This window comes from Sodaliphilus pleomorphus (genome assembly GCF_009676955.1).
Lineage (GTDB): Bacteria > Bacteroidota > Bacteroidia > Bacteroidales > Muribaculaceae > Sodaliphilus > Sodaliphilus pleomorphus.
The window spans coordinates 3,122,254-3,148,378 of record NZ_CP045696.1 but is presented as its reverse complement, the minus strand read 5'-3'; the positions used below and the strand labels follow the sequence as shown (position 1 = coordinate 3,148,378).

Sequence of the window (26,125 nt, the reverse complement as noted above, 5' to 3'; positions counted from 1 at the left end):
TACTAAAACCAACATGATAGATCTTATCAAGCAAGGAGTGTACCTGCTCCATGGTACCGAGATCAGGAAGGATGCCACTGGCATGCCAAGTCCCGATGAAGCTCGTGAAAACACCATCACCTATGGCATTTTGCGTGCCCATGACGTCGACCACAGCAAAGGCAAGAGGATGAGAATCAAGTTTGATGCCATGATGTCGCACGACATCACCTATGTGGGCATCATTCAGACGGCCCGCGCCAGCGGTCTTGAAAAATTCCCATTGCCTTATGCAATGACCAACTGCCACAACTCGCTGTGTGCTGTGGGCGGAACCATCAACGAAGACGACCACGTTTTCGGCCTGTCGGCGGCCAAGAAGTACGGTGGCATCTATGTGCCCGCCAACCAAGCTGTGATCCACCAGTTTGCCCGCGAGGAAATGGTGAAATGCGGCAACATGATACTGGGCTCCGACAGCCACACGCGCTACGGCTCGCTGGGTAACATGGGCGTGGGTGAAGGCGGCGGCGAGCTCGTGAAGCAGCTGCTCAACAACACCTGGGACATCAATGCTCCCGAGGTAGTGCTGGTGTGGCTTGAGGGAAGTCCCCGCAAGGGCATAGGACCTCACGATGTAGCCATCTCGCTGGTGAAAGCAACCTTCGAGAGCGGATTTGTAAAGAACAAGGTGCTCGAGTTTGCCGGCCCTGGCGTGAAGAACCTGCCCATCGACTTCCGCAATGGCATCGATATCATGACCACCGAGACCACATGCTTGAGCTCGATATGGATCACCGACGACGAGGTGAAGCATCACTACGAGATACACAAGCGTCCTGCCGACTTCAAGGAGCTAAGACCTGGCGATGTCGCCTACTATGACGCCATGATACGCATCGACCTGTCGACCCAGGAGTCGATGATCGCCCTGCCCTATCACCCCTCGCATGCATTCACAATACACGAGTTGCAAGAGAACCCTGTCGAGATCCTGCACCAGGTAGAGGAAGACACCAAGCGCCGCTACGGCGAGAAAGTGCATTGCGACCTTGTCGACAAGGTGCACAACGGCAAGGTAATGGCCGACCAGGGCATCATTGCCGGCTGTGCAGGTGGCACCTACGACAACCTGGCTGCCGCCGCTGCGATCATGAACGGCAAGTCGATAGGCAACAGCTACTTCACCATGTCGGCCTATCCGCAATCGGTACCCGTGTTTATGGCAGCTGCACGCGGCCACATCATCGAGGAGCTGCTCGAGACGGGATGCATCATCAAGCCAGCATTCTGTGGCCCGTGCTTCGGTGCTGGCGACGTGCCTGCCAACAACGGTCTGTCGATACGCCACACAACCCGCAACTTCCCCAACCGCGAAGGCTCGAAGCCTGCCCAAGGCCAAATATCGCTCGTGGCCCTCATGGATGCACGCTCGATTGCTGCAACAGCTGCCAACGGCGGTGTGATCACAGCAGGCACCGACGTCGACTACACCGACAACCACAAGCCCTATGAGTTTGACGAGAAAATATATGCCCGCCGTGTATTCAACGGCTATGGCAAAGCCGACCCCAGCGTGGAACTGCGCTATGGACCCAACATCAAAGACTGGCCCAAGATGTATCCCATGATGGACAACATGCTGCTCGAACTCGCTGCCGTGATTCACGACCCAGTGACGACAACCGACGAGCTCATACCATCGGGCGAAACCTCGAGCTACCGCTCCAACCCGCTCAAGCTGTCGGAATTTGCTCTGTCGCGCCGCGTGCCCGAATATGTGGGCCTGAGCAAGCGCATACAGAGCCAAGACCTGGAGCGCCGCGCCGGCAAGTGCCCGCAGCACGTGAAAGACGCTCTCGACAAGGTGGGTGCCAGCGCCGACAACACCTCTTTCGGCTCGTGCGTGTTTGCCAACAAGCCCGGCGACGGTTCGGCACGCGAGCAGGCAGCATCGTGCCAGAAGGTGCTGGGCGGCGATGCCAACATCTGCTATGAGTATGCCACCAAGCGCTACCGCAGCAACTGCATCAACTGGGGCATTGTGCCGTTCACCATCGATGCCGAGACCAAGTTTGACTACAAGGCTGGCGACTTCGTCTATGTGCCCGGCTTGCGCCAAGCCATCATCGACGGCAAGGAGGAAATCGATGCCAAGGTCATCGCTGGCGGCGAGGTTAAAGACCTGCATCTGCACTTCACCAATCTCACCAAGGATGAGCGCGAAATTCTGGTCGACGGATGCTTGATGAACTACTATGCAGCCCGCAAGAAATAAAAAAAACGCAACACATGCGGGCACTCTCCAGCAGCGCGCATGTGCGAGCACTTGACCACAGCATTCGGTCCATAGGATGCCAATAGAAATGCCAGGGGCTTTCTATGGACCGTTTAAAAAAAAATAAAAAATTCCATTCATTAATATAAACAAAACTACAACCCAACATGGAAAAAATCAAAATGCAGACTCCTCTCGTTGAGATGGACGGCGACGAAATGACAAGAATATTGTGGAAGATGATCAAGGACGAGCTCATACTCCCCTTTGTCGACCTCAAGACCGAATACTACGACTTGGGCTTGCCCAAGCGCGACGCTACCGGCGACCAAATCACCGTGGAGGCTGCCGAGGCCACCAAGAAATATGGCGTGGCTGTGAAATGCGCCACCATCACCCCCAATGCCAAGCGCATGGACGAGTACAAGCTGCACCAGATGTGGAAGAGTCCCAATGGCACCATTCGTTCGATACTCGACGGCACGGTGTTCCGCACCCCCATCACGATACCCTCGATCAAGCCCGTGGTGAAAAACTGGGAGCAACCCATCACCATCGCCCGTCACGCCTATGGCGACGTGTACAAGAGCGTGGAGATGCGCGTGCCCGAGGCTGGCGTTGCCAAGCTGGTGTTCGACGGCGAGAGCGGCAAGCACGAGGAGGTAGTGATACACAACTTCAAGGGCGCAGGCGTGCTGCAAGGCATGCACAACCTCGACAAGAGCATCACCAGCTTTGCCCACAGCTGCTTCAAGTATGCTCTCGACACCAACAAGGACCTGTGGTTTGCCACCAAAGACACCATTTCGAAGAAATATGACGGCCAGTTCCGCGAGATCTTTGAGAAGGTATATGAGGAGCACTACAAGGCCGAGTTTGAGAAGCGCGGTCTGGAATACTTCTATACCCTCATCGACGATGCAGTGGCCCGCGTGGTGCGCAGCAAGGGCGGCTACATATGGGCTTGCAAGAACTACGACGGCGACGTGATGAGCGACATGATATCGACAGCCTTCGGCTCGCTGGCCATGATGACGAGTGTGCTCGTGAGCCCCGACGGCAACTACGAGTATGAGGCAGCCCACGGCACCGTGACACGCCACTACTACAAGTATCTCAAGGGCGAGGAAACCTCGACCAACCCCATTGCCACAATATTTGCCTGGAGCGGCGCCCTGCGCAAGCGCGGCGAGAAAGACGGCATCAAGGAGTTGATGAACTTTGCCGACCAGCTTGAGGGCGCTTGCTTCGACACGCTCAACGAGGGCACTGCCACCAAGGACCTGGTGAACCTCATGGAAGGCATCACGCCCAAGCAGGTGAACAGCGCCGACTTCATCGCCGCTATTCGCTCGCATCTTGAGCAACGGCTTGCCTAAGAAGTGCAACAAGCAGTAGAACCTCACTGCGATAATGCAATGACCATATAACAATGGCTGTCGAATACCACACCACAGGTTTCGGCAGCCATGTTTTTTCAATCCATTACAGGCATAAAAAAACGCGTTGAAAAATCAACGCGCTTTACTTGTAGTAGTGGTACTGGGAATCGAACCCAGATTGCAAGATTGAGAATCTTGTGGCCTAACCGTTAGCCGATACCACCTGATTGCGAGTGCAAAGGTAGCGCATTTCCCCATTCACTCCAAATTTTTCTATGATTTTTTTGAAAAAATTTTTACTTTTGTTTTTCCAAGGCATTACACAAAACACTTAAAATGGCACAACACAACACTTTAGGCTTCGAGGGCGAGCAAGCAGCCGCCGAGTTTATCATCAAGCAAGGATGGACCGTGAGAGAGCGCAACTGGAAAATGGGCAATCTCGAAATCGACATCGTGGCCGAAACACCAGGGCGACTACACATCGTGGAGGTGAAGACACGCACCCACGACGACAAGTTCGACCCCATGAAAGCCGTGGGGCCGGCCAAGCAGCGGCACCTCATCAACGCCGCCAACGGCTATATCAACTACTATCACCTGAAAATGGAAATACAATACGATGTCGTGATTGTGGTGGGCCAACCCGGCAGTTTCAAGATACAGTTCATCCCCGACGCTTTCTACCCCCGCCTGCGCTCCTACCGTTAGCCCCGTCCCTCAACAACAAAAATTGCTGCTAAAACAAAAGCATCACTTCACAATTGCATTCATGTGCGGGAAAAAGATATAAACAGGCACAATGAGAATAATAGAAGACAAAATTAGGTAAAAGTGACAAAAATGATTAACTTTACACTTGTTAAGCCTGTGTGGGCACGCAAGCACTCACAGTACTGTGACCAATAGAAGAGGAAGGCAGAAGCAATTGAAAATAAACGACAATACACCTAAGAACAGTAGCAAGATGAAACTCGAAGGAAGAAAACTATTGCGCCAAGCAGCAATATTGCTGGCGGCAATGTGGGCTCTGGGCACTTCGGCTCAAGTCGCAGGCACCGCCCAAGGCAACGACAAGGCCCCACAACAGCAAGCGAAAGACAGCATTATTGTGGCTCAAGATCCTCCCAGATTTCCAGGGGGCACATACGGGCTCATGCGCTATGTTGCCTCACGATTGAAGTACCCCGAGTCGGCCGTCATGCAGGGCATTGAGGGCAAAGTCGTCGTGGAATTTGTAGTCAAAAGCGACGGCACGATTGGAGATGTGAGAATCAAGCGCAGCCTCACCCCTGAATGCGACTATGAGGCCCTAACCGTGGTCAAAAGTCTGCCCACGTTCACTCCCGGCCGCGAAAACGGCAAGCCGGTAAACACATGGTACACCCTGCCCATCACGTTTAAGCTGCCCCACAGGTAATAATGCAACGAGGCTGCATCTCACGTGATGCAGCCTCGTTGTGAAAGTTTAAATGCGGTCAGAAGTCGCAAGCCATCAGTCAAGCTTGTGGATAATGAGACCCGAGCGCAACTTGGGCTCAAACCACGTGGCCTTGGGGGGCATGATCTTGCCCGAGTCGGCAATGTTGATGATCTGCTGCATGGTGACGGGATAGAGCGCAAGCGCCATCTTCATCTCGCCCGAGTCGACACGACGCTTGAGCTCCTCGAGGCCGCGAATGCCACCCACAAAGTCGATGCGCTTGTCGGTGCGCAGGTCGACGATGCCCAGGATGTCGCGCAAGATGTAGTCGGACGAAATCTTCACGTCGAGCACACCTATGGGATCGTTGTCGTCGTAGGTACCAGGCTTGGCTGTGAGCGAGTACCACTTGCCGCCCAGGTAGAGCGAGAAGTTGTGCAACGCAGCCGGGCGATAGATCTCGGTGCCCTTGCACTCCACGTCGAAGTGCTCTCTCACCTTGTCGAGGAATTGCTCCTCGCTGAGCCCGTTCAAGTCCTTCACCACACGGTTATAGTCCATCACCTTCAAGTGCGACTGGGGGAAGCACACAGCCAGCAGGTAGTTGTATTCTTCCTTGCCTGTGTGGTTAGGGTCGGCCTTGGCCTTCTCCTCGCCCACATGGGCTGCGGCGGCAGTGCGATGGTGGCCATCGGCAATGTAGAGATAGGGTATCGATGCAAAGGCCTGGGTGATGGTCTTGATGATGTTGTCGTCGGAAATCACCCACAGGCGATGCCCAATGCCGTCTTCTGAAACGAAGTCGTATTCGGGCTCGGTGCGTGCCGTGTCGGCAATGACCTTGCCCAGCACCTCATTGTCGGGGAATGCGAGGAATACGGGCTCGATGTTGGCGTTGGTCACCTCGATGTGGTGCATGCGGTCAACCTCTTTCTCACGCCGTGTGAGCTCATGCTTCTTGATGCGACCCGTCAAGTAATCGTTGACACTTGCAGCCACCACGATGCCATACTGGGTGCGGCCGTCCATCGTCTGAGCATAGATGTAATACTCCTCTTTGGGGTCCTGCACCAGCCAGCCCATGTCTTGGAACTTCTTGAAATTCTCCACTGCACGCGAGTAGACGGCAGGATCGTCCTCGGCTGTGCCAGGAGCAAAATCGATTTCGGGCTTGATGATGTGATACAGCGACTTCTCGTTGCCTTCGGCCTCCTTGCGAGCTTCCTCGCTCGAGAGCACATCGTAAGGTTTAGACGCTACTTGATCGACCAATTGCTTGGGAGGGCGCAAGCCCTTGAAAGGTTTAACTTTTGCCATGATAAATAGGTTTTAGATAGCTGTTTTAAAATGAAATTGTGATGATTATATTATTTTTAGAAGGGTAAATCTATATGAAAGAAACAAAGAGACGTGGGGTAGGTAACGCACAGTAGCACGCCCCTCCCCCACCACTCTATGTAGGTGTCACTTGTCGAGCATGATCGTCTGCTCCCGGTCGGGACCTACCGAGACGATTGTAATGGGCACGCCCAGGCGATCCTCAAGGAACTTGACGTAGTCGTTGAACTCCTGCGGGAACTCGCTGGCACTTGTCATCTTGGTCATGTCGGCATTCCAGCCCTTCATCTCGGTATAGACGGGCTTCACATCCTTGGCGATTGAGAAGGGGAAATCGCGGGTCACCTTGCCATCGATCTCATAGGCATCGCAAGCCTTCACTGTCTCAAAGCCGTCGAGCACATCGCTCTTCATCATGATGAGCTGCGTCACGCCGTTGAGCATGATTGTGTAGCGCAGGGCCACCAGGTCGATCCAGCCGCAACGACGCTCGCGACCGGTGACTGCGCCATACTCGTGACCGATGTGGCGTATTTTGTTGCCGGTCTCGTCGAAGAGCTCGGTGGGGAACGGACCGCTGCCCACACGGGTGCAATAGGCCTTGAAGATGCCATATACCTCGCCTATCTTGCGGGGAGCCACACCCAGACCGCTGCATGCACCTGCGCAGATGGTGTTGCTGCTGGTAACAAACGGATAGGAGCCAAAGTCGACGTCGAGCATGCTGCCTTGAGCTCCCTCACACAACACATTCTTGCCAGCTTCCAACTGGTGGTTGATGTAGAACTCGCTGTCGATCAGGTCAAACTGCTTGAGGTAGTCGATGCCTGCAAACCACAGCTTCTCGGCACTGGCCACATCGGGCTCCTCGCCGTTGATGGCCTTGAAGAGCTTCATGTGGCGGGCCTTGGCACCCTCATACTTCGACTTGAAGTTGTCGAAGATGTCGCCTATGCGCAGACCGTCGCGGCTCACCTTGTCGGTGTAGGTGGGGCCAATGCCTTTTCCCGTTGTTCCTATTTTGCTTTCACCTTTCAGCTTCTCGTAGGTGGCATCGAGCAACCTGTGGGTGGGCAAGATGAGATGAGCTTTTTTGGAAATTTTCAGAACTTTAGTGATGTCGACGCCACTTTTCTCAAGCTCCTTGGCTTCATCCATAAAGAGCACAGGGTCGAGGACAACACCGTTGCCAATCACGTTCACCTGGTTGTGCTGGAAAATGCCTGAGGGGATTGACCGCAGTACATAATGATGCCCCTCAAACTCCAAGGTGTGGCCGGCATTGGGGCCACCTTGAAAGCGGGCTACAATATCGTAACGCGGAGTGAGGACATCGACAACCTTGCCTTTGCCTTCATCTCCCCATTGCAAACCTAAAAGAACGTCTACTTTACTCATTTTTAAATTTATGATTTTATTTTTTTGAATTTAATTGACTCTTCTTTCGTCCCGACTTTTTCAACTTCCTGGCACAAGCATTACACAGGCCATACACGCACAATGAGTAGTGCGATGTAGTGAACGCATTGTACTTGCGCGCATTCATGAAAGCCGCCAGGTTGGGATCTTTCACGTTTTTCACCTTCCCGCACACGGTGCATATCAGGTGAGTGCACTGCGTGCTGTTGACGCGCACATACTGCATCGACATGCCATCGAGATGAAACCGCCGCAACACACCGGCTTTGAGCAAGAGCTCGACACTGTTGTAGACTGTGGCACGGCTCACGTGATAGGCATCGGCCTCGAGCTTGAGGGCAAGGTCGTCGATGGTGAAGGCGCGTGGGAAAGTGAGCACCCTGTCGAGTATTGCAAATCGCTCGGGAGTCTTGCGATAATGCCCTGCCTCAAGAAAATCGTTGAATTTCTTGATTATTGCACTATTGTTCAACATCTCGCCCATTGCACTACTTTCAATTGACACAAAGGTAATAAGAAAAGCTACAAAAATCAAATTTAGGCTTAACAAAAAAACAATGCCGGCACCCGGGAATTTACCCCGGCTGCCGGCACTCGATATTGATGTGCAGCAAAGCTATGAAAAAGAGTTAGAACATGCTGTCGGGATAAAAACCGCTGTCGTGCAAGGCGGCAAACTTGTCGACCACGCCCTGGCGATCAGCACTATAGGTGACGCCAAACCACTTGGAATCGGTCTTGAGCACCTTCACCCGAACCTTTTTCTCGCTTATGAGGCGATTGACCACAGTAGGGATGAAGAACTCCGACTTGGGCTCGTTGATGTGAGCCTTCAGAAACTCGACAAAGGCCTGCTCGCTGTAGTCGAAATAGTCGGGTGTGAAGCCCCAGAAGTTCATCGACACGGGCGTGTCGGGGGCAAGCTGCACACTGTGGCCCTGCTCGTCGTCGAAGAAGATGTTGTGGTTCTCGTCGTAGGCAATGCTGGTGCGCTCGACAATGCCAGTGAGATAGCCGTCGACGGTCTCGCACACGCCACGGCTCACCGAACCGCTCTCGCTCATGGTGTTGCCCACCTTGAAACCGAGCATCGAGTAGTTGTGCTTGGAGCCCTCGGGCAGGTTGCTCAGCTCCTGGGCCATCACTTCAAAGCTGTTGCGACCATAGTAGTCGTCGCTATTGATGATGGCAAAAGGCTCCTTGATGACGTTGCGGCCCATCAAGAGTGCATGATTGGTGCCCCAAGGCTTGGTGCGTCCGGCCGGGCAGGTGAAGCCCTCGGGCAGGTCCTGTGTAGACTGGAACACCACCTCGACAGGGATGTGCCCTTCATACTTCGACAAAATCTTGCTGCGGAAGTCGTCCTCAAAATCTTTGCGAATCACAAACACGACCTTGCCAAAGCCTGCGTGGATAGCATCATAAATCGAATAGTCCATAATCGTCTCGCCGTGAGGTCCCAGGCCATCAAGTTGCTTCAAGCCGCCATAGCGGCTACCCATGCCAGCGGCAAGCACAAACAGTGTAGGTTTCATTTTATATCGTTTATTTTTCATTTTTTATTCAAGGAGAGGTTTCCCTATTAAGCCCTACGTCCCTGAATGTAATATGTTTTGTTAATAAAAATATTGTTTACAGTTCCTCGTCATTGGCAAGCTTGTGAGCGCCATCGCTTATCACCACAGGTATGATATCGGGTTCATGCCCATAACGTGCGGCAAACTTGGCTGTGACCGTAGCGATGAAGTTGTCGTAGAGCGAGTCCTTCACCAAATTGATTGTGCATCCGCCAAAGCCGCCTCCCATGATGCGAGAGCCCGTAACGCCACATTCCCTGGCCACATCGTTGAGATAGTCGAGCTCGTCGCAACTCACCTCGTAGAGGCGCGAGAGGCCGTCGTGCGTGCCATACATGCACTCGCCCACTGTGTCGTAGTCGCCACGCTCAAGCGCATCGCACACCTTGAGCACACGCTCTTTCTCGCCGATGACATACAAGGCGCGCTTGTAGTCCTCGTCGCTCATCTTGTCGCGCGCCCCATCGAGCATGGCCATAGTAGCATCGCGCAAGGTCTCAACGCCAAGCAATCGGGCTACACGCTCACACGAAGCCCGGCGCTTGTTGTAGGGCGAATCGACGAGCTCGTGCTTCACCTTGGAATTGACGAGCACCGTCTTGTAGCCCACAGGGTTGTAGGGGTAATATTGATACTCGAGCGAGCGGCAATCGAGACGCATGAGCATGTTCTTCTTGCCAAAAATCGATGCAAACTGGTCCATGATGCCGCAGTTCACCCCACAATAGTTGTGCTCGGTTGCCTGACCTATCTTGGCCAGTTCCATCTTATCAAACTTGTTGTCGTTGAAAATATCGTTGAGGGCAAACGCGAAGCAGCTTTCCAGCGCGGCCGACGACGACAACCCTGCGCCAAGGGGCACATTGCCGGCAAACACCGTGTCGAAGCCCTTGACCGTGCCGCCGCGCTTGATAATCTCGCGGCACACCCCGAAGACGTAATCGGCCCACTGAGGCGAGGGCTTGTCGGCCTCGGTCAACCCAAACTCGACATAGTCGTCGAGGTCGGCCGAGTAGGCTCTCACCTTGTCGGTGCCATTGATGTTGATGGCAGCCAAGATATATTTGTCGATTGCTCCCGGAAACACAAAGCCGCCGTTGTAATCAGTGTGTTCGCCTATCAGGTTGATGCGCCCAGCCGAGGCGTAGAACATGGGGATGCTTCCAAATCGGCTGGCAAATAGCTGCTTGAGTTTTTCCTTCATCGCTTTATATTTTTTGGTTTTAGAAGTTTGCATTTCTGATGACGAAATTACAATTTTTTCATTAAAACAAATGCATTTATTTTAAAATTTATGTTAACACGCATTTTTATTGCCCTGCAATGTAGATCACATTCGCATAAAACATAAAAAAATTTGCTTTTTTGAATACAAACCTTTAAATTAGCAATCATTAATTTATCACACATCAACCAAACCTATTGCTTATGAAATCTCTTATTTTGATTGCAGCCTCAATGCTTTGCTTGCAAGCGGGCGGCACCACTGCAAGAAGCAATGCAACACCTCTGTCGAGGGCCTCAAGACCAAGCCACGTCATGGCAGTCAGGGCTGCTGCCACTGCTCCAATGCCCACTCAGGCAAGGGCAGAATATGAATTTTCAAAAGACATGATCACCACAACACCGGCAGGAGTTGAAACCAGCGGCATGTCGAGGAGCATGCGTTATTGCACCTTCGACGGCGAGACGCTGCAATTTGGCCAGTCTAACTACTCGGTGGCCAATATCGTAAAGGGCAACGACGGAAACTATTATTTCTCCGACCCCATATCGCAGCTCTATGCCTCCACGTGGCTGCGCTTGAGTCCGGCAAAGGGCGACACCCTCGTGGCCCGCTTCCCCCAACCCGTATTTAGCCAGCAAGACGACAACGGCAACGACGAGTACTTCTATGCATTCCCTATGAAGCTGTATCTTGAAGACGACGGCTTCGGCGGCACAACGCCCTTCTTGAAACTCGACACCCTTGATGGCGGCACAAGATTGCGCGACAGCCTGCGCTTTGTGCTGCGCAACGACTCGCTCATTCAGCTCGACGATGTGTATATGGGCCTGGTCAACGACAAGCTGCAGTGGGCCGGCTATGGCGACGGCGAGATAGTGATCAACAAAATCACAGTCCCCAAATACGAGCCCACAGCCGAGCAAATAAAAAGAGCCCAACTCTACATCATGCGCACAGGCGATGCTGACTCCACACGCGACTGGCAGGTGGTGAAGACTGTGAAAGACGGCAACGACATCTATGTGTGCAATCCCTACAACAACAGCGACAGCCAGTGGATGAAAGGCTCCTTGCAGGGCAACATGCTGCACTTCGACGGCAACCAGTACCTGGGCATCGACTCGACCTACATGATACACCTCTATTCAAGAGCCGCCCACTACACGCTGCACGAAGAGAGCGACCCCGTGTGGGGAACCAACACAAGCTACTACACATTCAGCTTTGCACCCGCGCTCGACATGCCCTATAACACTGCTGCGGGCGGCTATGGCGTGGGCGATGCAGCAGCCGACACACTGGCCTGGCTCATCAATGCCGGCAACACGGTGCCTTTCTTTGTGAGCTCCTACATCAGGCCATTGTTCTCGCCCTATGCCGACGAGGCATCGGGACCGCAAGCCCCTCAATTCCAAGCCAACCAGTGCAAGCCCTACACGACCGAAGAGGGCTATGGCTACATCACATTCAGTTACTCAAAATTTGACAAAAAAGGCCATTTCCTGAATCCATCCAAATACTTCTATCGCGTGTTTACACTGCTCACCGACGATCCCATGGAGCCTCCGCATGAGTTTGTATTTAAGGCCGACACCTATGGCTCACTCAAGAATGATGCCACACAGATCCCGGTACAATATGCCGACCGGTCCGACTTCTTTACAATGAATGGCTCTAAAGACGGCGAGCCCACCAAGGCATGGGCATCGTTCAACACCTACACCAACGATTTCAAGGCCATAGGTGTGCAGCTCGTATACGGCAACAGCGTGACCGACATCCAGTGGTGGCGCTTCCTACCAACCAGCGTGAGCACCGTGAGCAAAGATACTAAAGTCGTGTCAACCGCTTATTACGACCTCACCGGACGCCCCCTCAACGCTCCGAGCTCGGGAGTGTGCATCAAGGTCACCTACTACAACGACGGCAGCCACGTCACACAGAAGATGATCGGGACTGCACAACATTGACCCACACTTGCCGGCCACGGCAACATGAGCCTGATTGGAGACAAGGCAAGCACGGGCACAAGTGCGGCACAACTAAAAGCAAAGCCAAGTTGCTACCACAGCAACTTGGCTTTTAGTTACTTGTTATTAAAATACTCTGGACATGAAATAGCTTACATCCACATCATAACAAGTCATGTAGATAAAAGTTTAGTTCATAGGAAAGAAGGTTAGGCATTTTTAGACACGCAACACAGGTCATCCCATCTTGCCATTGAGGTAGGACAGCGTGCGCGGGTCCTTTGGATGAGAGAACATGGTTGTCGTGTCGTCGTATTCAATGAGGTCGCCCAGAAACATGAACATTGAGCGATCGGAGATGCGCTTGGCCTGCGACATGTTGTGAGTGACGATAAGGATGGTGACTTGCTTTTTCAAGTCGTCCATCAGTTCCTCGCAATACTTTGTAGCTATGGGATCGAGAGCCGAGGTGGGCTCGTCCATCAAGAGCACATCGGGCCGAAGAGCCAAGGCACGTGCTATGCACAGGCGCTGCTGCTGCCCTCCCGAGAGGAAGGTGCCACGCTTGTTGAGCGAGTCTTTCACCTCGTCCCAAAGCGCCACGTTGCGCAGATTTGTTTCCACAATTTCATCTTTTTTCGACTTAGGCAGCCTTATGCCATTGAGCTTGTAGCCAGCCAGCACATTGTCGTAGATGCTCATGGTGGGGAAAGGGTTGGGACGCTGAAAGACCATGCCTATGTGCCGGCGTTCCTCGGTGGGATCCATCTCCATCACATCCTCGCCGTTGAGCAAGATCTCGCCCGTGACGCGAATGTTGCGGTACAGCTCGTGCATGCGGTTGATGGCACGCAACAGGGTGCTCTTTCCGCATCCCGAAGGCCCCATGATAGCAGTGATTGAGTTTTTCTCGATCGCCACCGTGACGTGCTTAACGGCCATCACCTTGGAGGTATAGGACACACACAGGTCTTTGATCTCCAATATAGGATTTAGTATATCTTCCATTTTTTAGCAATACGTTTTGAGATTAAATTAAGACATAATACAAACAGGAGCAGGAACAGAGAGGCTCCCCAAATGAGGCTTTGCAGGTTGGGGTCATTGAAGAAGTTCCAGATGAGCAACGGCACTGCAGCCATGGGCTTGCTCATGTTCCAGCTCACAGCAGCTCCACCCAGGGCGGTAAACATGAGGGGAGCCGTCTCGCCGGCAACGCGGGAAATGGCCAGCAGGATGCCTGTGAAGATGCTGCCCAGCGAGGCGGGGAGCATCACTTGCAGCATCACCCTCCAGTAGCTTCCTCCCAGTGCCAGGCCTGCCTCTTTCAATGCAGGCGGCAACACATTCATCGTCTCCTCGGTCGAGCGTATCACCAGTGGAAGCATCATGATAAACAAAGAAACACTGCCGGCAAATGCCGAGTAGCCCTTCATGGGGACAACCACCCAAATATAGGTGATGATGCCTATGATGATCGAAGGTGTGCCCTGCAGCAAGTCGGTCAAGTAACTCACAACCACTGCAAGCTTACTCTTGCGGTACTCCGAGAGGCAGATGCCACACATGATGCCCACAGGTATCGAAAGTGCCGATGCCATGAGCAGCATCAGGCACGTGCCCACAATGCCATTTGCAATGCCGCCAGGCACAGGCTGACCGGCATCGGCCGCCATCATTGCCTTGACAGGGTCGGGGGTGGATTGTGTCAAGAATGTCCAGTCGAGCTGATGCCAGCCCTTGAGGAGCACTTCGCCCAGAATTGCCACAAGCGGGATGGCAGTAACGGCCGAGAGCACACAAACCGTGACAAAAACCAAACGGCTCTGTGCAACTCTTATCTTGAGATTTTTTTCAAATTTCATAATAATGACGTATTTTTGATTAAACACGTTGTGCGCGACGTATCAAGATGCGACCTATCATGTTGATAACGGCAGTAATCAAAAACAGCAGCAGCCCTATAGCGATGAGCGACGACAGTTTCAGGCCATCGGCCTCGCCAAACTGGTTGGCAATGATACTGGCCATGGTGTTGGCAGTCGTGCGCAGGGTGTCGGGCACCTCGTTGGTGTTGCCGATGAGCATGGTCACCGTCATCGTTTCGCCCAGGGCACGGCCTATGGCCAAGATGTAGGCCGAAAAGATACCCGAACCAGCCACTGGGAAAATGATGTGGCGTATGACCTCGGCATGGGTCGCCCCCATGGCATAGGCGCCCTCTTTCAAGTCGTTGGGCACCATCTTGATGATCTCGGCGCTCAACGAGGCAGCATAGGGCACTATCATGATCGACAGCACAAAAGAGGCAGTGAGTATACCCGACCCCTGGGGCGACAAGTTCAAGTGCATGAAGATAGACCTGAGCACGTAGAAACCCCACAATCCATAGATGATAGAAGGGATGCCAGCGAGCAACTCGGTGACGGTGCCCAGGATGCTGGCTATTTTTCGTCCGCTGAAGTATTCGCCGGTAAACAATGCAACAGGCAACGAGAACGGAATGCACATGACAAGCGCCAGGAGGGTGGTGAGCAATGTGCCTGTAATGAATGGCAGCGCGCCATAGTTTTCCTTGCCAGCCGTAGTGACCCACTGGTCGGAAAACATGAAATGCCAAAATCCAAACCGTTGGAAGGCTCCTGAAGCATCAACGGAGAGGGAATAGATGATGCCCCCTCCGATGACGGGAATAACCAATGCCGACAAAATAAGCAATACTTTAAATATTCTGTCTTGCATGTTGAAGAGCGTTTTTACTTGAGAAGCGGCTGGCCGTTGTAGGTGACCGTCTTAAGATTTTCCAAGCTCAGTTTCACTGCCTTCTCGGGAAGAGGAGCATAGTGCACCTTGCTCGTCATGCTCTGCACTTTAGGATCGAGCATGTGTTTCAGGAGGTCGACGGTGGCCAGTGCCTGCTCCTTGGTGCGGTTGGAGTAATTCTGCTCTTTGTAGATAATGAGCCAGGTAAACAGGCTGATGGGATAAGCGTCCTTGCCCGATGCGTTGGTAATCGAGCAACGTGTATCACTGGGGATATCGCCGGCTGCTGCCGAGATGCTTGCTGCCGAAGGAGTGATAAAGGTACCGCTGGCGTTCTTCACATTGGCAAAAGCGATCTTCTGGGCAAATGCATATTCCGAACCCACATAGCCTATGGAGTAGGGCGTGTTGGCAATGATGCCAGCCACACCAGGATTGCCCTTGGCAGCCTGGCCCACAGGGAAATCGACAGTCTTGCCGCTGCCGTAGGTCTTCTTCCAGTTCTCACTCACTTTAGACAGGTAGTCGGTGAAGACAAAGGTCGAGCCACTGCCGTCGGAGCGGTAAGCCACAATGATTTTTTGAGCAGGGAGCTTGACGCCGGCATTGATGCTCTGCAGGCGCGGATCGTTCCACATTATGATTTTGCCTGCATAGATGTCGGCAATCACATCGCCAGCCAGGTTAAGGGTCTTCACGCCAGGCAGGTTGTAGGCAAGCACGATAGCACCCATGCATGTGGGCACGTGCACCACAGGCTTCATCTTGGCCATCTCCTCGTCGCTCAGGAAAGCGTCGCTGGCTGCAAAGTCGACGATGCCATCCTTGAGATTGCGAACACCGCCGCCGCTGCCTATGCCTCCGTAGGAGACTTTTGCACCGCCGTTGTTGGCATAGTCTTCGAAGACCATGTTGTAGAATGGCATTGGGAATGTGGCACCAGCACCGGTTAACTCTTGAGCTTCATGTCCGTTGTTTTTCTGTCCATTGCATGCGGTGAGGAGCAACATTGCAGCCACCGCAACCCATGTAAAATAAAAACGTTTCATTGTGTTTTAAATTATTTTAAAATAAGCATTTAATAACTTTCACGCTGCAAAGTTCTATTACAATTGTAACACAGGTATTACAAACCTGTGACAATCGTGTAACAAAAAGAAATCAACGTGGCACAGCAAGTGTGCAAACAGGCGCGATGAATAAAAAATTTGGAGTTAGCCGCAATTCTTATTACCTTTGACAATGGAAAATTCTGGCGGGTGCAACGCCCGCATAGAGGCTCCACTGTACTTAAATGCACATGCATGTCAGGTGACATCACGACTACTCTTTGTTTATGTCTAAGATATCGATAATAATCCCTATATATAATGTGGAAGCCTATCTCCCACGTTGTGTGCACGCGGCAAGAAGCCAAACACTTGCCGACATTGAAATCATCCTGGTCGACGACGGCTCACCCGACAATTGTCCAGCCTTGTGCGACAGCTATGCCCTGGAAGACAAACGCATTAAAGCAATACACAAAAACAACGAAGGTCTGGGGCTTGCCCGCAACACGGGCATCGACGCCGCCAGCAGCGACTATGTGATGTTTGTCGACTCCGACGACTACCTTGAGCGTGACGCCTGCGAGAGACTTTACTCACATGCTGACTCCTGCAACGGGGAGGCCGACATGATCATGGGCGGCTACAACATATACCGCAACGAGAAATTCGACCGTGTGTCGCGGGACACCGATGCCACGGTTGTGCTCAACGATGCAGAATGCAAAGAGGCCATGCTCTTCATGCTGGGAAGCAACCCCGAGGCGAAATTTCCAGTGAGAAAGATAAACGGCGCAGCCTGGCACTCGCTCTATAAGCTGAGCACCCTGCGCGACAATGACCTATATTTTTTCTCAGAACGGCAATACATAAGCGAAGACATACATTTCCACATGCGTCTCATGCCCCTGTGCCACAAAATCATAATCGTGCCCGATATCGTGTACAACTACTGCATGCGTTTTTCCAACACGTTGACCACCAAGGTGCGTAAAGACAAATGGCAAAAAGAGATTGACTTGATTGATGCAGCTACCCAATATGTAAAAGCCCACTACAGTCAAGACTGCTCGGTGTGGCTCGCGTCGTTCGTCATAGGCCGCTATATCGACGCGCTGGGCTACATGATGCACTACGACCCCGACATGAATGCAGGCAAGTTGCAAGAGATGAGCAACTACATGCAAGTGCAACACAGCCTGGCCTATCGCAAAAGAACAGGACTCTCAAAGGCCAAGGAGCTGTTTCTTGACCTGGTCAACACCCGCCACTACAAGCTGGCCTACTGCGTCTACCGCCAGTATACACGGCTGAAAAGCATTGTAAACAAGTGACTAAACACCCCCGCCTGTCATGAAAATACTTGTAATCAATCCCGTGCTCTACACGAGCAACAACGGGGTAATACCTCAAGTGAAAACCATCAAAGACACGATGATCTACAGCATGTGCCTTGGATTGAAAAAGACAGGAAACGATGTGACCCTTTTAGCCATCGACGATTACATGCCCACCCAGCCCGAAGCCTACGACGTCGACGTGCTGTGGTTCAAAGCCAACCTGAAGCGGGTGCTAAAGGATGCCCTTCCGCTGTCGGTGACGATGCTTAAATGGATAAAGAAAAACCATTGCCGTTTCGACATGATTCTGGCCAGCGAGACCTTTATGTTTCACTCGCTGCTGTGCGGCATTGTGTGTCCTGAAAAGACTCTGATATGGCAAGAGCTCAATGTGCATCAAAGGAAATTCCATCAATTGCCGTCAAAATTCTGGCACAAGGTGATTGTGCCTTTGTTTATGCGACGCATCAAGGTGGTGGTGGGCCGCTCGGCCTCGGCTCGCGATTTCATAGGCCAGTATATGCCTCACACCGTGGCAACAATCGTCGACCATGGCATCGACATAGAAAAATTTGAGTGCTCAACCGTCAAGAAGCGTCAAGTGATAAGCTCCTCACAACTCATATTCAGGAAAAATGTGGACGGCATTATCAAGAAATTTGCCCAGTTTCACCACATTAAAGGATATGAAGACATCAAGCTCTTGATTGCCGGGCGAGGTGACGAAGAAGAAAAATTAAAAGATCTTGCACATGCGCTCGGGCTGACCGACTATGTACAATTCTTAGGCTTCCTGCCACAACAAGAGCTCAACCGATACATCAAAGACTCCTATTGCTTTCTCATCAACACAAGGCGCGACCTCAATATGGTGTCTATACCAGAGTCGATTGTCTCGGGCACCCCTGTCGTCACCAACATGGTACCAGCGTTGTCGGGGGAAATCAACAGGCTGCAATTGGGCATTGCCAAAGACAACTGGGGCGCCGACGAGCTGAAACACGTTATCGACAACAACCATACCTATGTGAAAAATTGCGTGCGGTATCGCCAGCAGATGAGCGCCGAGCACCAGGCGCGGTCACTGACGGCGTGCTTCAACGGCAACGAGCCGCAACAGGGGCAGGCCGAGACAAAGTGACGGCTTCGCCCCATTGCAGTGGCGGCAAGAAACAGAGCAGCCTAAATGCTACCACAACGCCAGTTATAGATTTTTTACAAAATGGTGACAAAAATTAAACATGTTTTTTTTGGACAGTTTGGCAAATTGAGGTAATTTTACACTCAATAAAATATAAAGGGATACTCAAAATATCACATACATAAACTAAAATTAAATTAACCAACATGAAGAAAAAATTACTTTTTGCCACAGCCCTCATGCTGTGTGCCGGAAGCATGATGGCACAGCCTGCCCAGTGGAGCAAGCCGCAAGTGCTCATCAAGTCTTCGCAAAGCCTCATGGCTCCAGTGTGGAGCCCCGACGGTTCCAAGATTGCCGTAACGGGCGACAACTACATCGGCATTTGGGTTGCCAACGCCGACGGAAGTTCGATTCAGCAAGTTTCCAACGAGCCTGGAGCAGGCTACAAAATGACATGGAGCGATGCCCACGACATCATCTCAACTCCCTACACGATGCAGAACAACCGCCGCATGACACGCATCGAAAATATCGACGTGAACACCGGCGTGTCGCGCGTGGTTGCCCCAAGCGAGCGCAACTTCAAGCGCTCAAAGGCAACAGGGGCCGTCAACGTGCTGCAAGTCATGCTCGACCAGCCCAGCCAGGCCACTCAACTCATCAAGTCACTCAACAAGTATGCCGGCAAGATGATACTCAACCCGGCCTTGTCGCCCGACGGCACCAAGATTGCCTTCCAAATCGTGAGCAACGGGGTGTGGGTGTGCAACGCCGACGGCACCAATCCCGTATCGCTGGGCAAAGGCGCTTATCCAGCATGGATGCCCGACAGCCGCAACCTGGTAGTGACCCGTCTCACCGACAACGGTGACCGCTTCACCTCGAGCGAGCTCTACTGCATCGACAGCCAGAGCGGCAATGCAGTGTGCATCACCAGTGAGAGCAATGTGATACCTGTGACAACAGCAGTTTCTCCCGACGGCAAGACAATCGCATTTGACAACGATGCCGACGGCTACATTTACACCATCAACCTCAAATAATCGACAAGTCATGAAAAATATTAATAAAATAATGATAGGTGCCGCTATGGGCATGCTCACACTTGGCGGCATTGCTACAGCCGAGACTGTAGCGAAACAGAATTGGGGTGATTTCAAGCTCTGGATCGATCCTGGCCACTCAAAGACCGAGAACCAAGGCCTCTACAACTATAGCGAGGCACAGAAGGTGCTGCGCGTGGGCTTGGCAACACGCCAGTTCCTCTTTGACTATACTACGGCCGACACCACTACAATAAAGATGACCCGCGACGACGACCAGGACGACGTGAGCCTGGAGGAGCGCAGCGACATGGCCAACGCTTGGGGAGCAGACTTCTTCTATGCCATACACAGCGATGCCGGGTCGAACGAGAACCAGACACTATTCCTCTTCGGCGGATGGTATGAAAACGGAACCGCAGTGGAGAAGACCCCCAATGGAGGCAAGCGCTTCAGCGAAATTCTGGATCCCAACCTCACCGGTGTGATGTACAACACCACAAGCCGCGGCAGCTGGTATGACCGCTACTACTACGACCGCGTGACCGATCACGACTATCATTTCCCCTACCTGAGCGTGAACCGCCGCACCAATTGCGCATCGATGCTGAGCGAGGGCGGCTTCCACACCCTGCCCATGCAGCAGGCCTTGAACCTCAACGACAGCTACAAGCGCCTCGAGGCTTTCGGCACGGCAAGGGCAATCATGGAATATCGCGGAATCACTCGCCCCGACAAGGTATTGCTGGCTGGAGTCGTCACCAACAGCGAGACTGGCGAGCCCATCAATGGCGCTACTGTGAAAGTGAACGGCGACTCTATTGTGACCGACAGCTACGACAGCCTGTTTAAGAATTACACCAAGAATCCTGATCTCATTCACAACGGTTTCTTCCTCTTCGAGAACCTGCAAGCTGGCAAGAGCTACGACATCTCCTACTCTTGCCCTGGCTTCAGCTCGAGCACTGCAAGCGTGACGATGAAGAGCGATCCACAAGGCCTGAGCGGCAACAACGTGACTTGGGCCAACGTGGCACTCACGTCGAACGCCCCGGCTGTTGTGTCGTCGATCGACGTTGCCGATGCAGGAGCTGTGCGTCGCACCGTGCCCATCACCATCACGTTCTCGCGCAAGATGAATCGTGAAAGTGTGGAAAAAGCCTTCGCAATCAGCAACAACGGCCAGTGCACCTTCACTTGGAAAAACGACTACACGCTGGTTATCGACATCAGCAAACTCGCCGACGAGGAGACCTATACCATCACCATCGACGGCAGCATTGCCAAGAACAGCCAGACCAATCAATATCTCGACGGCAATGCCGACGGCACCGAAGGAGGCAACTACACCTTCACCTTCACTACAGTGCCGGCCGACACCCAGGCTCCCTATGTCGTGAGCACGACACCTGCCAAAGACTCGACCATGCTCTACACGCTGCGTCCGGCCATACGCATCGAGTACAACGAGGAGCTGGCTTGGAACGAGGACGATGCTACCGACGCTATCGTGCTGGCCGACAAAGATGGCAACAAGATTGAAGGCACCATCACCCACGCCGTGGTCAACGGAGCCTCGGTGCTGCACCTTTATCCATCAAAGGACTTGACACTCGACAAGGCCTACAAGGTGACCGTGAAAGGCGGGTTCAAAGACCTTGCCGGCAACCTGTCGGAGGGCTACACGTTCAAGTTCCTGAGCGAGTATCACCCCGTTGAGGCTCAGAAAGTGCTCGACGAGTGCACAGTCGACCACTGGTGGGCTCCCGATGGCTCGGGCTCGACAGCGGGCACAACATCTAAGACTGGCGTTGAGGAATCTACCGCCAACTATATTGAGCAGGCCAACGTGCATAGTGGCGACTCGGTGAAAAACACGATTCACCTGCACTACAAGTTCGACGACTCGTTTGCCGGCCCGTGGCAGATACGCGAATACCGCTCTTACCAGCAAAACTACTACGACACCAGCGTGAAGGGCTATGTGCTGCAATGCTGCGTGTATGGCGACGGCAGCAACAACAAGGTTGCCCACATGGTGCGCGTGCGTGTCAACGGCGGCAGCATCGACGGCATCAAGCGCAACCTGAGCAAGACGCTCAACTACCGTGGCTGGGACATCATGGCATGGGACATCAACAAGTGCGGAGCCAACAACCAGACCTTCACCGGCTCCGACCCCTACACCTTCTCGGAAAACGACACATGGTGCTACGACTCATTCTGGCTCAACCACGAGATGACAGCCGACCAGGGTGACATGTACAAAGATAACGACGGCGTCGACGACAGCGGCAACCCCATCACCTGGCAAGACTGGTCGGGCGATATATACATCGACGACTACAAGTATGTGAAATACGGCGAGGCAACCCAAACCGCCAAGTTGAGCGACATCACCGACGAACCTGAAACCGGCGTGAGCGAGGTAGCCAGCCAGTCAAGCATCAGCATCAACGCCAAGGGCAGCATGATCAATGTCGTTGCAGGCGAGAAACTGCAGACTGTGACCGTCTACTCGGTCAATGGCGCAACTGTGCTGAGCACGACTCCACGCGGCAACGTTGAAACCGTCGATGCCTCGCAGCTGGCTCCAGGCGTGTATGTGGTGAAAGCCATCACGGCTGGCAAGCAGAATACCAAGCGAGTTATCATCAAGTGACACATGCAGCGGTAAAGCATTGAACCGCCACACACAACAACCAGCCCGCAATTTCACTTGCGGGCTGGTTTATTTTTTAAAAAAGTAATTATGTAAACGATGGTTAAATGTGCAAATAGTTGTTAAATCGTTCACGTGAGTTCTTCAACGAGCATCAGGAAGTGTTTGATTTAAAGCCAAGAATTTGTACCTTTGCAGTCCGATTATGTCCGAAATTTATTTATTCAAAGGCGGCAGGCGAGCATTTGGCCGTGTTCAACTTGAGCCTGAGAATGTAAAAATTAACTATTAATCAGGAATTTAAAAGTGAACACTTTAAGTTACAAGACCAACTCGGTGAAGGCTGAGCAGGTCAAGAAAGAATGGGTAGTCGTTGATGCTACCGACCAAGTACTGGGTCGCTTTTGCGCCAAAGTCGCCAAGATTCTGCGCGGCAAATACAAACCCTGCTATACACCCCACGTTGATTGTGGTGACAATGTGATCATCATCAATGCCGACAAGGTGAAACTCACCGGCAAGAAATGGACCGATCGCACCTATATTTCCTACACTGGTTATCCTGGCGGTCAGCGCTACGCTTCTCCTGCAATACTTCAACAGAAGTCGCTGCGCGAGGACCTCACTCCGGGCATGCACCCGTTGTTCCTGCATGTGCTCAAGGGCATGCTGCCCAAGAATCGTCTGGGCGCACAACTGCTCACCAATGTGCACATCTACAATGGCAACGTACACCCCCACGAGGCTCAAGACCCCAAAGTAATCGATATCAACAAACTCAAATAATCAATTGGAAGTATGGAAAAAATTAATGCAGTAGGTCGCCGCAAAGCAGCAGTAGCTCGCGTATTTGTAACCGAAGGTAAAGGCGAAATTACAATCAACAAGGTAGCACTTGAGAAATATTTCCCATCTCCAATACTCCAATTCATCGTTAAGCAACCCCTTAACACGCTGGAGGCAGCCGAGAAATATGACATCAAGGTGAATCTCGACGGCGGCGGCTACAAGGGCCAAGCCGAGGCATTGCGTCTGGCAATTGCCCGTGCACTGGTCAAGATCAACCCCGACGACAAGAGTGCCCTGCGCAAGGAGGGCTTCATGACTCGCGACCCTCGTGCCGTAGAGCGCAAGAAGCCAGGTCAGCCCAAGGCTCGCAAGAGATTCCAGTTCAGCAAGCGTTAATCGGCAGCAAGTATTATTATTTCACATATATACTACTGAGACGCTTACTCGACTATCTTGAAAACAAAATAGAGAGTTTAGTATCCAAATCACATAGACTTTCGCCGGGCTGCAACAACACAGCTGAGGAGCTACTATGTGATTGATTTAAGTAGAACGTAAACAAAAAAGAAAAAAATCAAAATGCAAACACCAAGTTTTGACCAACTTCTCGAGGCAACCTGCCACTTTGGTCACCTGAAACGCAAATGGAATCCTGCCATGGCTCCCTACATCTTCATGGAGCGCAACGGCATTCACATCATCGACTTATACAAGACACAAGCCAAGCTTGAAGAGGCATGCAACGCACTCAAGAACATTGCCAAGAGCGGCAAGAAGGTGCTCTTTGTTGCCACCAAGAAGCAAGCCAAGCAAGTGGTAGCCGACCGCGCCGGCGCAGTCAACATGCCCTACGTGATTGAGCGCTGGCCAGGTGGCATGCTCACCAACTTCCCCACCATTCGCAAGGCTGTGAAGAAGATGACCAGCATCGACAAGATGATGAAAGACGGCACATTCGACAACCTGTCGAAGCGCGAGAAACTGCAAGTCACCCGCCAGCGTGCCAAGCTTGAGAAGAACCTGGGCAGCATTGCCGACCTCAACCGTCTGCCAAGTGCCCTGTTTGTAGTCGACGTGATGAAAGAGCACATTGCTGTAGCCGAGGCCAACCGCCTGGGTATCCCCGTGTTTGGCATGGTCGACACCAACAGCGACCCGTCGACCGTCGACTTTGTGATTCCTGCCAACGACGACGCATCCAAGTCGATCGACTTGATCATGAGCACAGTGTGCGAGGCCATCAACGAGGGTCTCGAGGAGCGCAAGGTGGAAAAAGTTGACAACAAAGATGCCGAGGAAGGCGAGGAAGGCGAAAACAAGCCCCGTCGTGCCCGCGTGCGCCGCAATGCTGCTGTGAAGGAAGTGGCTGCAGCAGCTCCAGTTGCCGAGGCTCCCAAAGCCGAAGCTGAGCCCGAGGCTCCCAAAGCCGAAGCCGAGCCCGAGGCTCCCAAAGCTGAATAAAACAAAAATCAACACAATTCAATTAACTCTACAACACAAAGGAATTAAATAATTATGGCAGTATCTATTGCAGACATCAAAAAACTCCGCGAACTCACAAGCGCAGGCATGGTAGATTGCAAGAAAGCCCTCATCGAGGCCGAAGGCGACATCCAGAAGGCTGTGGAAATCGTGCGCAAGCGTGGCCAGGCCATTGCTGCAAAGCGCGAAGACCGCGACGCCGCCGAGGGTCGTGCACTGAGCAAGGCCGACGGAGAATTTGCAGCCGTGCTCTCGATAAAGTGTGAAACCGAACCTGTGGCCAACAACGAGAAGTTTGTGAAGCTTGTCACCGACACGCTCGATGCAGCTCTCAAGGCAAAAGCCAAGTCTGCCGATGAGGTGAAGGCCCTTCCTTTATATGACAGCAACGTTGCCGACCAAATCAAAGTGCTCTCGGGTATCACCGGCGAGAAAATGGAATTTGGCGACTATGGCTATGTTGAAGGCGCTAAGACTGTTGCCTACAACCACTTCAACCACAAGCTGTCGACCGTTGTGGCATTTAACAAGGGTGACTTCGACGACGAGGTGGCCAAGACGATTGCCATGCAGGTAGCCTCGATGAACCCCATCGTGGCTTCGCGTGAGCAAATAAGCCAAGACCGCATCGACGAGGAATACAGCATTGCTGTCGACAAGACCAAGGCCGAGCAAGTGCAGAAGGCTGTAGACAACGCCTTGAAGAAGGCAGGCTACAACCCCTACTACTGCGCAACTCAAGAGCACCTCGACGAGGCTGTGCGCAAGGGTTACATGACCGAAGACGACGTGAAAAAGGTCAAAGAGCTGTCGGAGCAAGTGGCCGAGCAGAAGAAGGCTACAATGCCCGAGCAGATGATCAAGAACATCGCCAACGGCCGCCTCAACAAGTTCTTTGCCGAGAATGTGCTCAACGAGCAGCAAATCGATGCCGATGGCGTCGACAAAATGACCGTTGCCGAGTACTTGAAGAAGTTTGACAAGGAGCTGAAGGCAACCGACCTCAAACGCATCAACTTGAACCAAGACTAAGCATCTATCTATATCACTTAGATATCGACATCACTCAAAAGAGGATAGTTTCCCAAATGGAGGAAACTATCCTTTTTTATGTAAATCGGCAATACACCGAGGCGGTCTCGTGCAGAAACACCCGAGGGGGCCATGTGCGGCAGTAGCCACTGGCACAACAACAAAAAAAACGGTTTCTGATAGCGCTAAAACGACAGGCATTAGCAATTCAATCTCGCATAAAAGTA

The 26,125-nt window shown here is 52.5% G+C and carries 22 protein-coding genes and 1 tRNA gene; 13 read left to right on the top strand and 10 right to left on the bottom strand.

What is annotated here, in order from left to right:
- Positions 1-13: 13 nt before the first annotated feature.
- Both GF423_RS13200 and GF423_RS13195 read left to right on the top strand, forming a co-directional pair.
- Positions 14-2,257: a hydratase gene (locus tag GF423_RS13200; RefSeq protein WP_154328796.1), complete on the top strand. Its 2,244-nt coding sequence runs from the start codon at positions 14-16 to the stop codon at positions 2,255-2,257.
- Positions 2,258-2,424: 167 nt separating this feature from the next.
- A complete protein-coding gene (locus tag GF423_RS13195) occupies positions 2,425-3,636 on the top strand; it encodes an NADP-dependent isocitrate dehydrogenase (protein ID WP_154328795.1) in 1,212 nt (403 codons plus the stop codon).
- 155 nt (positions 3,637-3,791) lie between these two features.
- Here GF423_RS13195 and GF423_RS13190 read toward each other — a convergent pair.
- Positions 3,792-3,863, bottom strand: a tRNA-Glu gene (locus GF423_RS13190).
- Positions 3,864-3,975: 112 nt separating this feature from the next.
- Between GF423_RS13190 and GF423_RS13185 the strand changes: the two genes are divergently transcribed.
- Positions 3,976-4,350, top strand: a complete 375-nt coding sequence (locus tag GF423_RS13185; protein ID WP_154328794.1) for a YraN family protein — start codon at positions 3,976-3,978, stop codon at positions 4,348-4,350.
- A 256-nt stretch (positions 4,351-4,606) separates the two neighbouring features.
- On the top strand, positions 4,607-5,059 hold the full coding sequence (locus GF423_RS13180; protein ID WP_154328793.1) for an energy transducer TonB: 453 nt from the start codon (positions 4,607-4,609) through the stop codon (positions 5,057-5,059).
- A 75-nt stretch (positions 5,060-5,134) separates the two neighbouring features.
- Here GF423_RS13180 and GF423_RS13175 read toward each other — a convergent pair whose 3' ends face one another.
- From GF423_RS13175 to galK, 5 genes are all read right to left on the bottom strand, one after another.
- Positions 5,135-6,379, bottom strand: coding sequence for a DUF1015 domain-containing protein (locus GF423_RS13175; protein WP_154328792.1), 1,245 nt, complete (start codon positions 6,377-6,379; stop codon positions 5,135-5,137).
- A gap of 147 nt (positions 6,380-6,526) precedes the next feature.
- On the bottom strand, positions 6,527-7,798 hold the full coding sequence (locus tag GF423_RS13170) for an adenylosuccinate synthase (protein WP_154328791.1): 1,272 nt from the start codon (positions 7,796-7,798) through the stop codon (positions 6,527-6,529).
- A 16-nt stretch (positions 7,799-7,814) separates the two neighbouring features.
- The gene (locus tag GF423_RS13165) at positions 7,815-8,294 is read right to left on the bottom strand and encodes a Fur family transcriptional regulator (RefSeq protein WP_206113281.1); all 480 of its coding nucleotides are present in this window, start codon (positions 8,292-8,294) and stop codon (positions 7,815-7,817) included.
- Positions 8,295-8,448: 154 nt separating this feature from the next.
- A complete protein-coding gene (locus GF423_RS13160; RefSeq protein ID WP_154328789.1) occupies positions 8,449-9,354 on the bottom strand; it encodes a glycosyltransferase family protein in 906 nt (301 codons plus the stop codon).
- Between the two features lie 97 nt (positions 9,355-9,451).
- Positions 9,452-10,600, bottom strand: coding sequence for a galactokinase (gene galK, locus GF423_RS13155; protein ID WP_154328788.1), 1,149 nt, complete (start codon positions 10,598-10,600; stop codon positions 9,452-9,454).
- 224 nt (positions 10,601-10,824) lie between these two features.
- Between galK and GF423_RS13150 the strand changes: the two genes are divergently transcribed.
- Positions 10,825-12,594: a hypothetical protein gene (locus GF423_RS13150; RefSeq protein ID WP_154328787.1), complete on the top strand. Its 1,770-nt coding sequence runs from the start codon at positions 10,825-10,827 to the stop codon at positions 12,592-12,594.
- Between the two features lie 237 nt (positions 12,595-12,831).
- Here GF423_RS13150 and pstB read toward each other — a convergent pair whose 3' ends face one another.
- Genes pstB through pstS form a run of 4 tightly spaced genes read right to left on the bottom strand, consistent with a single transcriptional unit; the run spans position 12,832 to position 16,406 of the window.
- The gene (gene pstB / locus GF423_RS13145) at positions 12,832-13,602 is read right to left on the bottom strand and encodes a phosphate ABC transporter ATP-binding protein PstB (protein ID WP_154328786.1); all 771 of its coding nucleotides are present in this window, start codon (positions 13,600-13,602) and stop codon (positions 12,832-12,834) included.
- On the bottom strand, positions 13,587-14,459 hold the full coding sequence (gene pstA / locus GF423_RS13140) for a phosphate ABC transporter permease PstA (RefSeq protein ID WP_154328785.1): 873 nt from the start codon (positions 14,457-14,459) through the stop codon (positions 13,587-13,589). Before pstA ends, pstB begins: the two co-directional genes overlap by 16 nt.
- Positions 14,460-14,478: 19 nt before the next feature.
- Positions 14,479-15,336 carry a phosphate ABC transporter permease subunit PstC gene (gene pstC / locus GF423_RS13135; protein ID WP_154328784.1) on the bottom strand — a complete coding sequence of 286 codons (858 nt, stop codon included), beginning with the start codon at positions 15,334-15,336 and terminating at the stop codon, positions 14,479-14,481.
- Between the two features lie 14 nt (positions 15,337-15,350).
- A complete protein-coding gene (gene pstS, locus GF423_RS13130) occupies positions 15,351-16,406 on the bottom strand; it encodes a phosphate ABC transporter substrate-binding protein PstS (RefSeq protein WP_154328783.1) in 1,056 nt (351 codons plus the stop codon).
- A gap of 323 nt (positions 16,407-16,729) precedes the next feature.
- Here pstS and GF423_RS13125 point away from each other — a divergent pair, with 323 nt between their 5' ends.
- The 8 genes from GF423_RS13125 to tsf all read left to right on the top strand — a co-directional run bounded on the left by GF423_RS13125 (position 16,730) and on the right by tsf (position 25,898).
- Complete coding sequence (locus GF423_RS13125) at positions 16,730-17,740, top strand: glycosyltransferase family 2 protein (RefSeq protein WP_206113279.1); 1,011 nt, start codon at positions 16,730-16,732, stop codon at positions 17,738-17,740.
- Between the two features lie 19 nt (positions 17,741-17,759).
- Positions 17,760-18,887, top strand: a complete 1,128-nt coding sequence (locus tag GF423_RS13120; RefSeq protein WP_206113277.1) for a glycosyltransferase — start codon at positions 17,760-17,762, stop codon at positions 18,885-18,887.
- 206 nt (positions 18,888-19,093) lie between these two features.
- Entirely contained in the window at positions 19,094-19,933 is an 840-nt protein-coding gene (locus GF423_RS13115) for a TolB family protein (protein ID WP_154328781.1), read from the top strand.
- Positions 19,934-19,943: 10 nt separating this feature from the next.
- The gene (locus tag GF423_RS13110) at positions 19,944-22,595 is read left to right on the top strand and encodes an Ig-like domain-containing protein (RefSeq protein ID WP_206113275.1); all 2,652 of its coding nucleotides are present in this window, start codon (positions 19,944-19,946) and stop codon (positions 22,593-22,595) included.
- 306 nt (positions 22,596-22,901) lie between these two features.
- Complete coding sequence (gene rplM / locus GF423_RS13105) at positions 22,902-23,381, top strand: 50S ribosomal protein L13 (protein ID WP_154328779.1); 480 nt, start codon at positions 22,902-22,904, stop codon at positions 23,379-23,381.
- 12 nt (positions 23,382-23,393) lie between these two features.
- Positions 23,394-23,780, top strand: a complete 387-nt coding sequence (rpsI, locus tag GF423_RS13100; RefSeq protein ID WP_154328778.1) for a 30S ribosomal protein S9 — start codon at positions 23,394-23,396, stop codon at positions 23,778-23,780.
- Between the two features lie 183 nt (positions 23,781-23,963).
- The gene (rpsB, locus tag GF423_RS13095; protein WP_154328777.1) at positions 23,964-24,845 is read left to right on the top strand and encodes a 30S ribosomal protein S2; all 882 of its coding nucleotides are present in this window, start codon (positions 23,964-23,966) and stop codon (positions 24,843-24,845) included.
- A 54-nt stretch (positions 24,846-24,899) separates the two neighbouring features.
- The gene (gene tsf / locus GF423_RS13090; RefSeq protein ID WP_154328776.1) at positions 24,900-25,898 is read left to right on the top strand and encodes a translation elongation factor Ts; all 999 of its coding nucleotides are present in this window, start codon (positions 24,900-24,902) and stop codon (positions 25,896-25,898) included.
- The last annotated feature ends 227 nt before the right edge of the window (positions 25,899-26,125 follow it).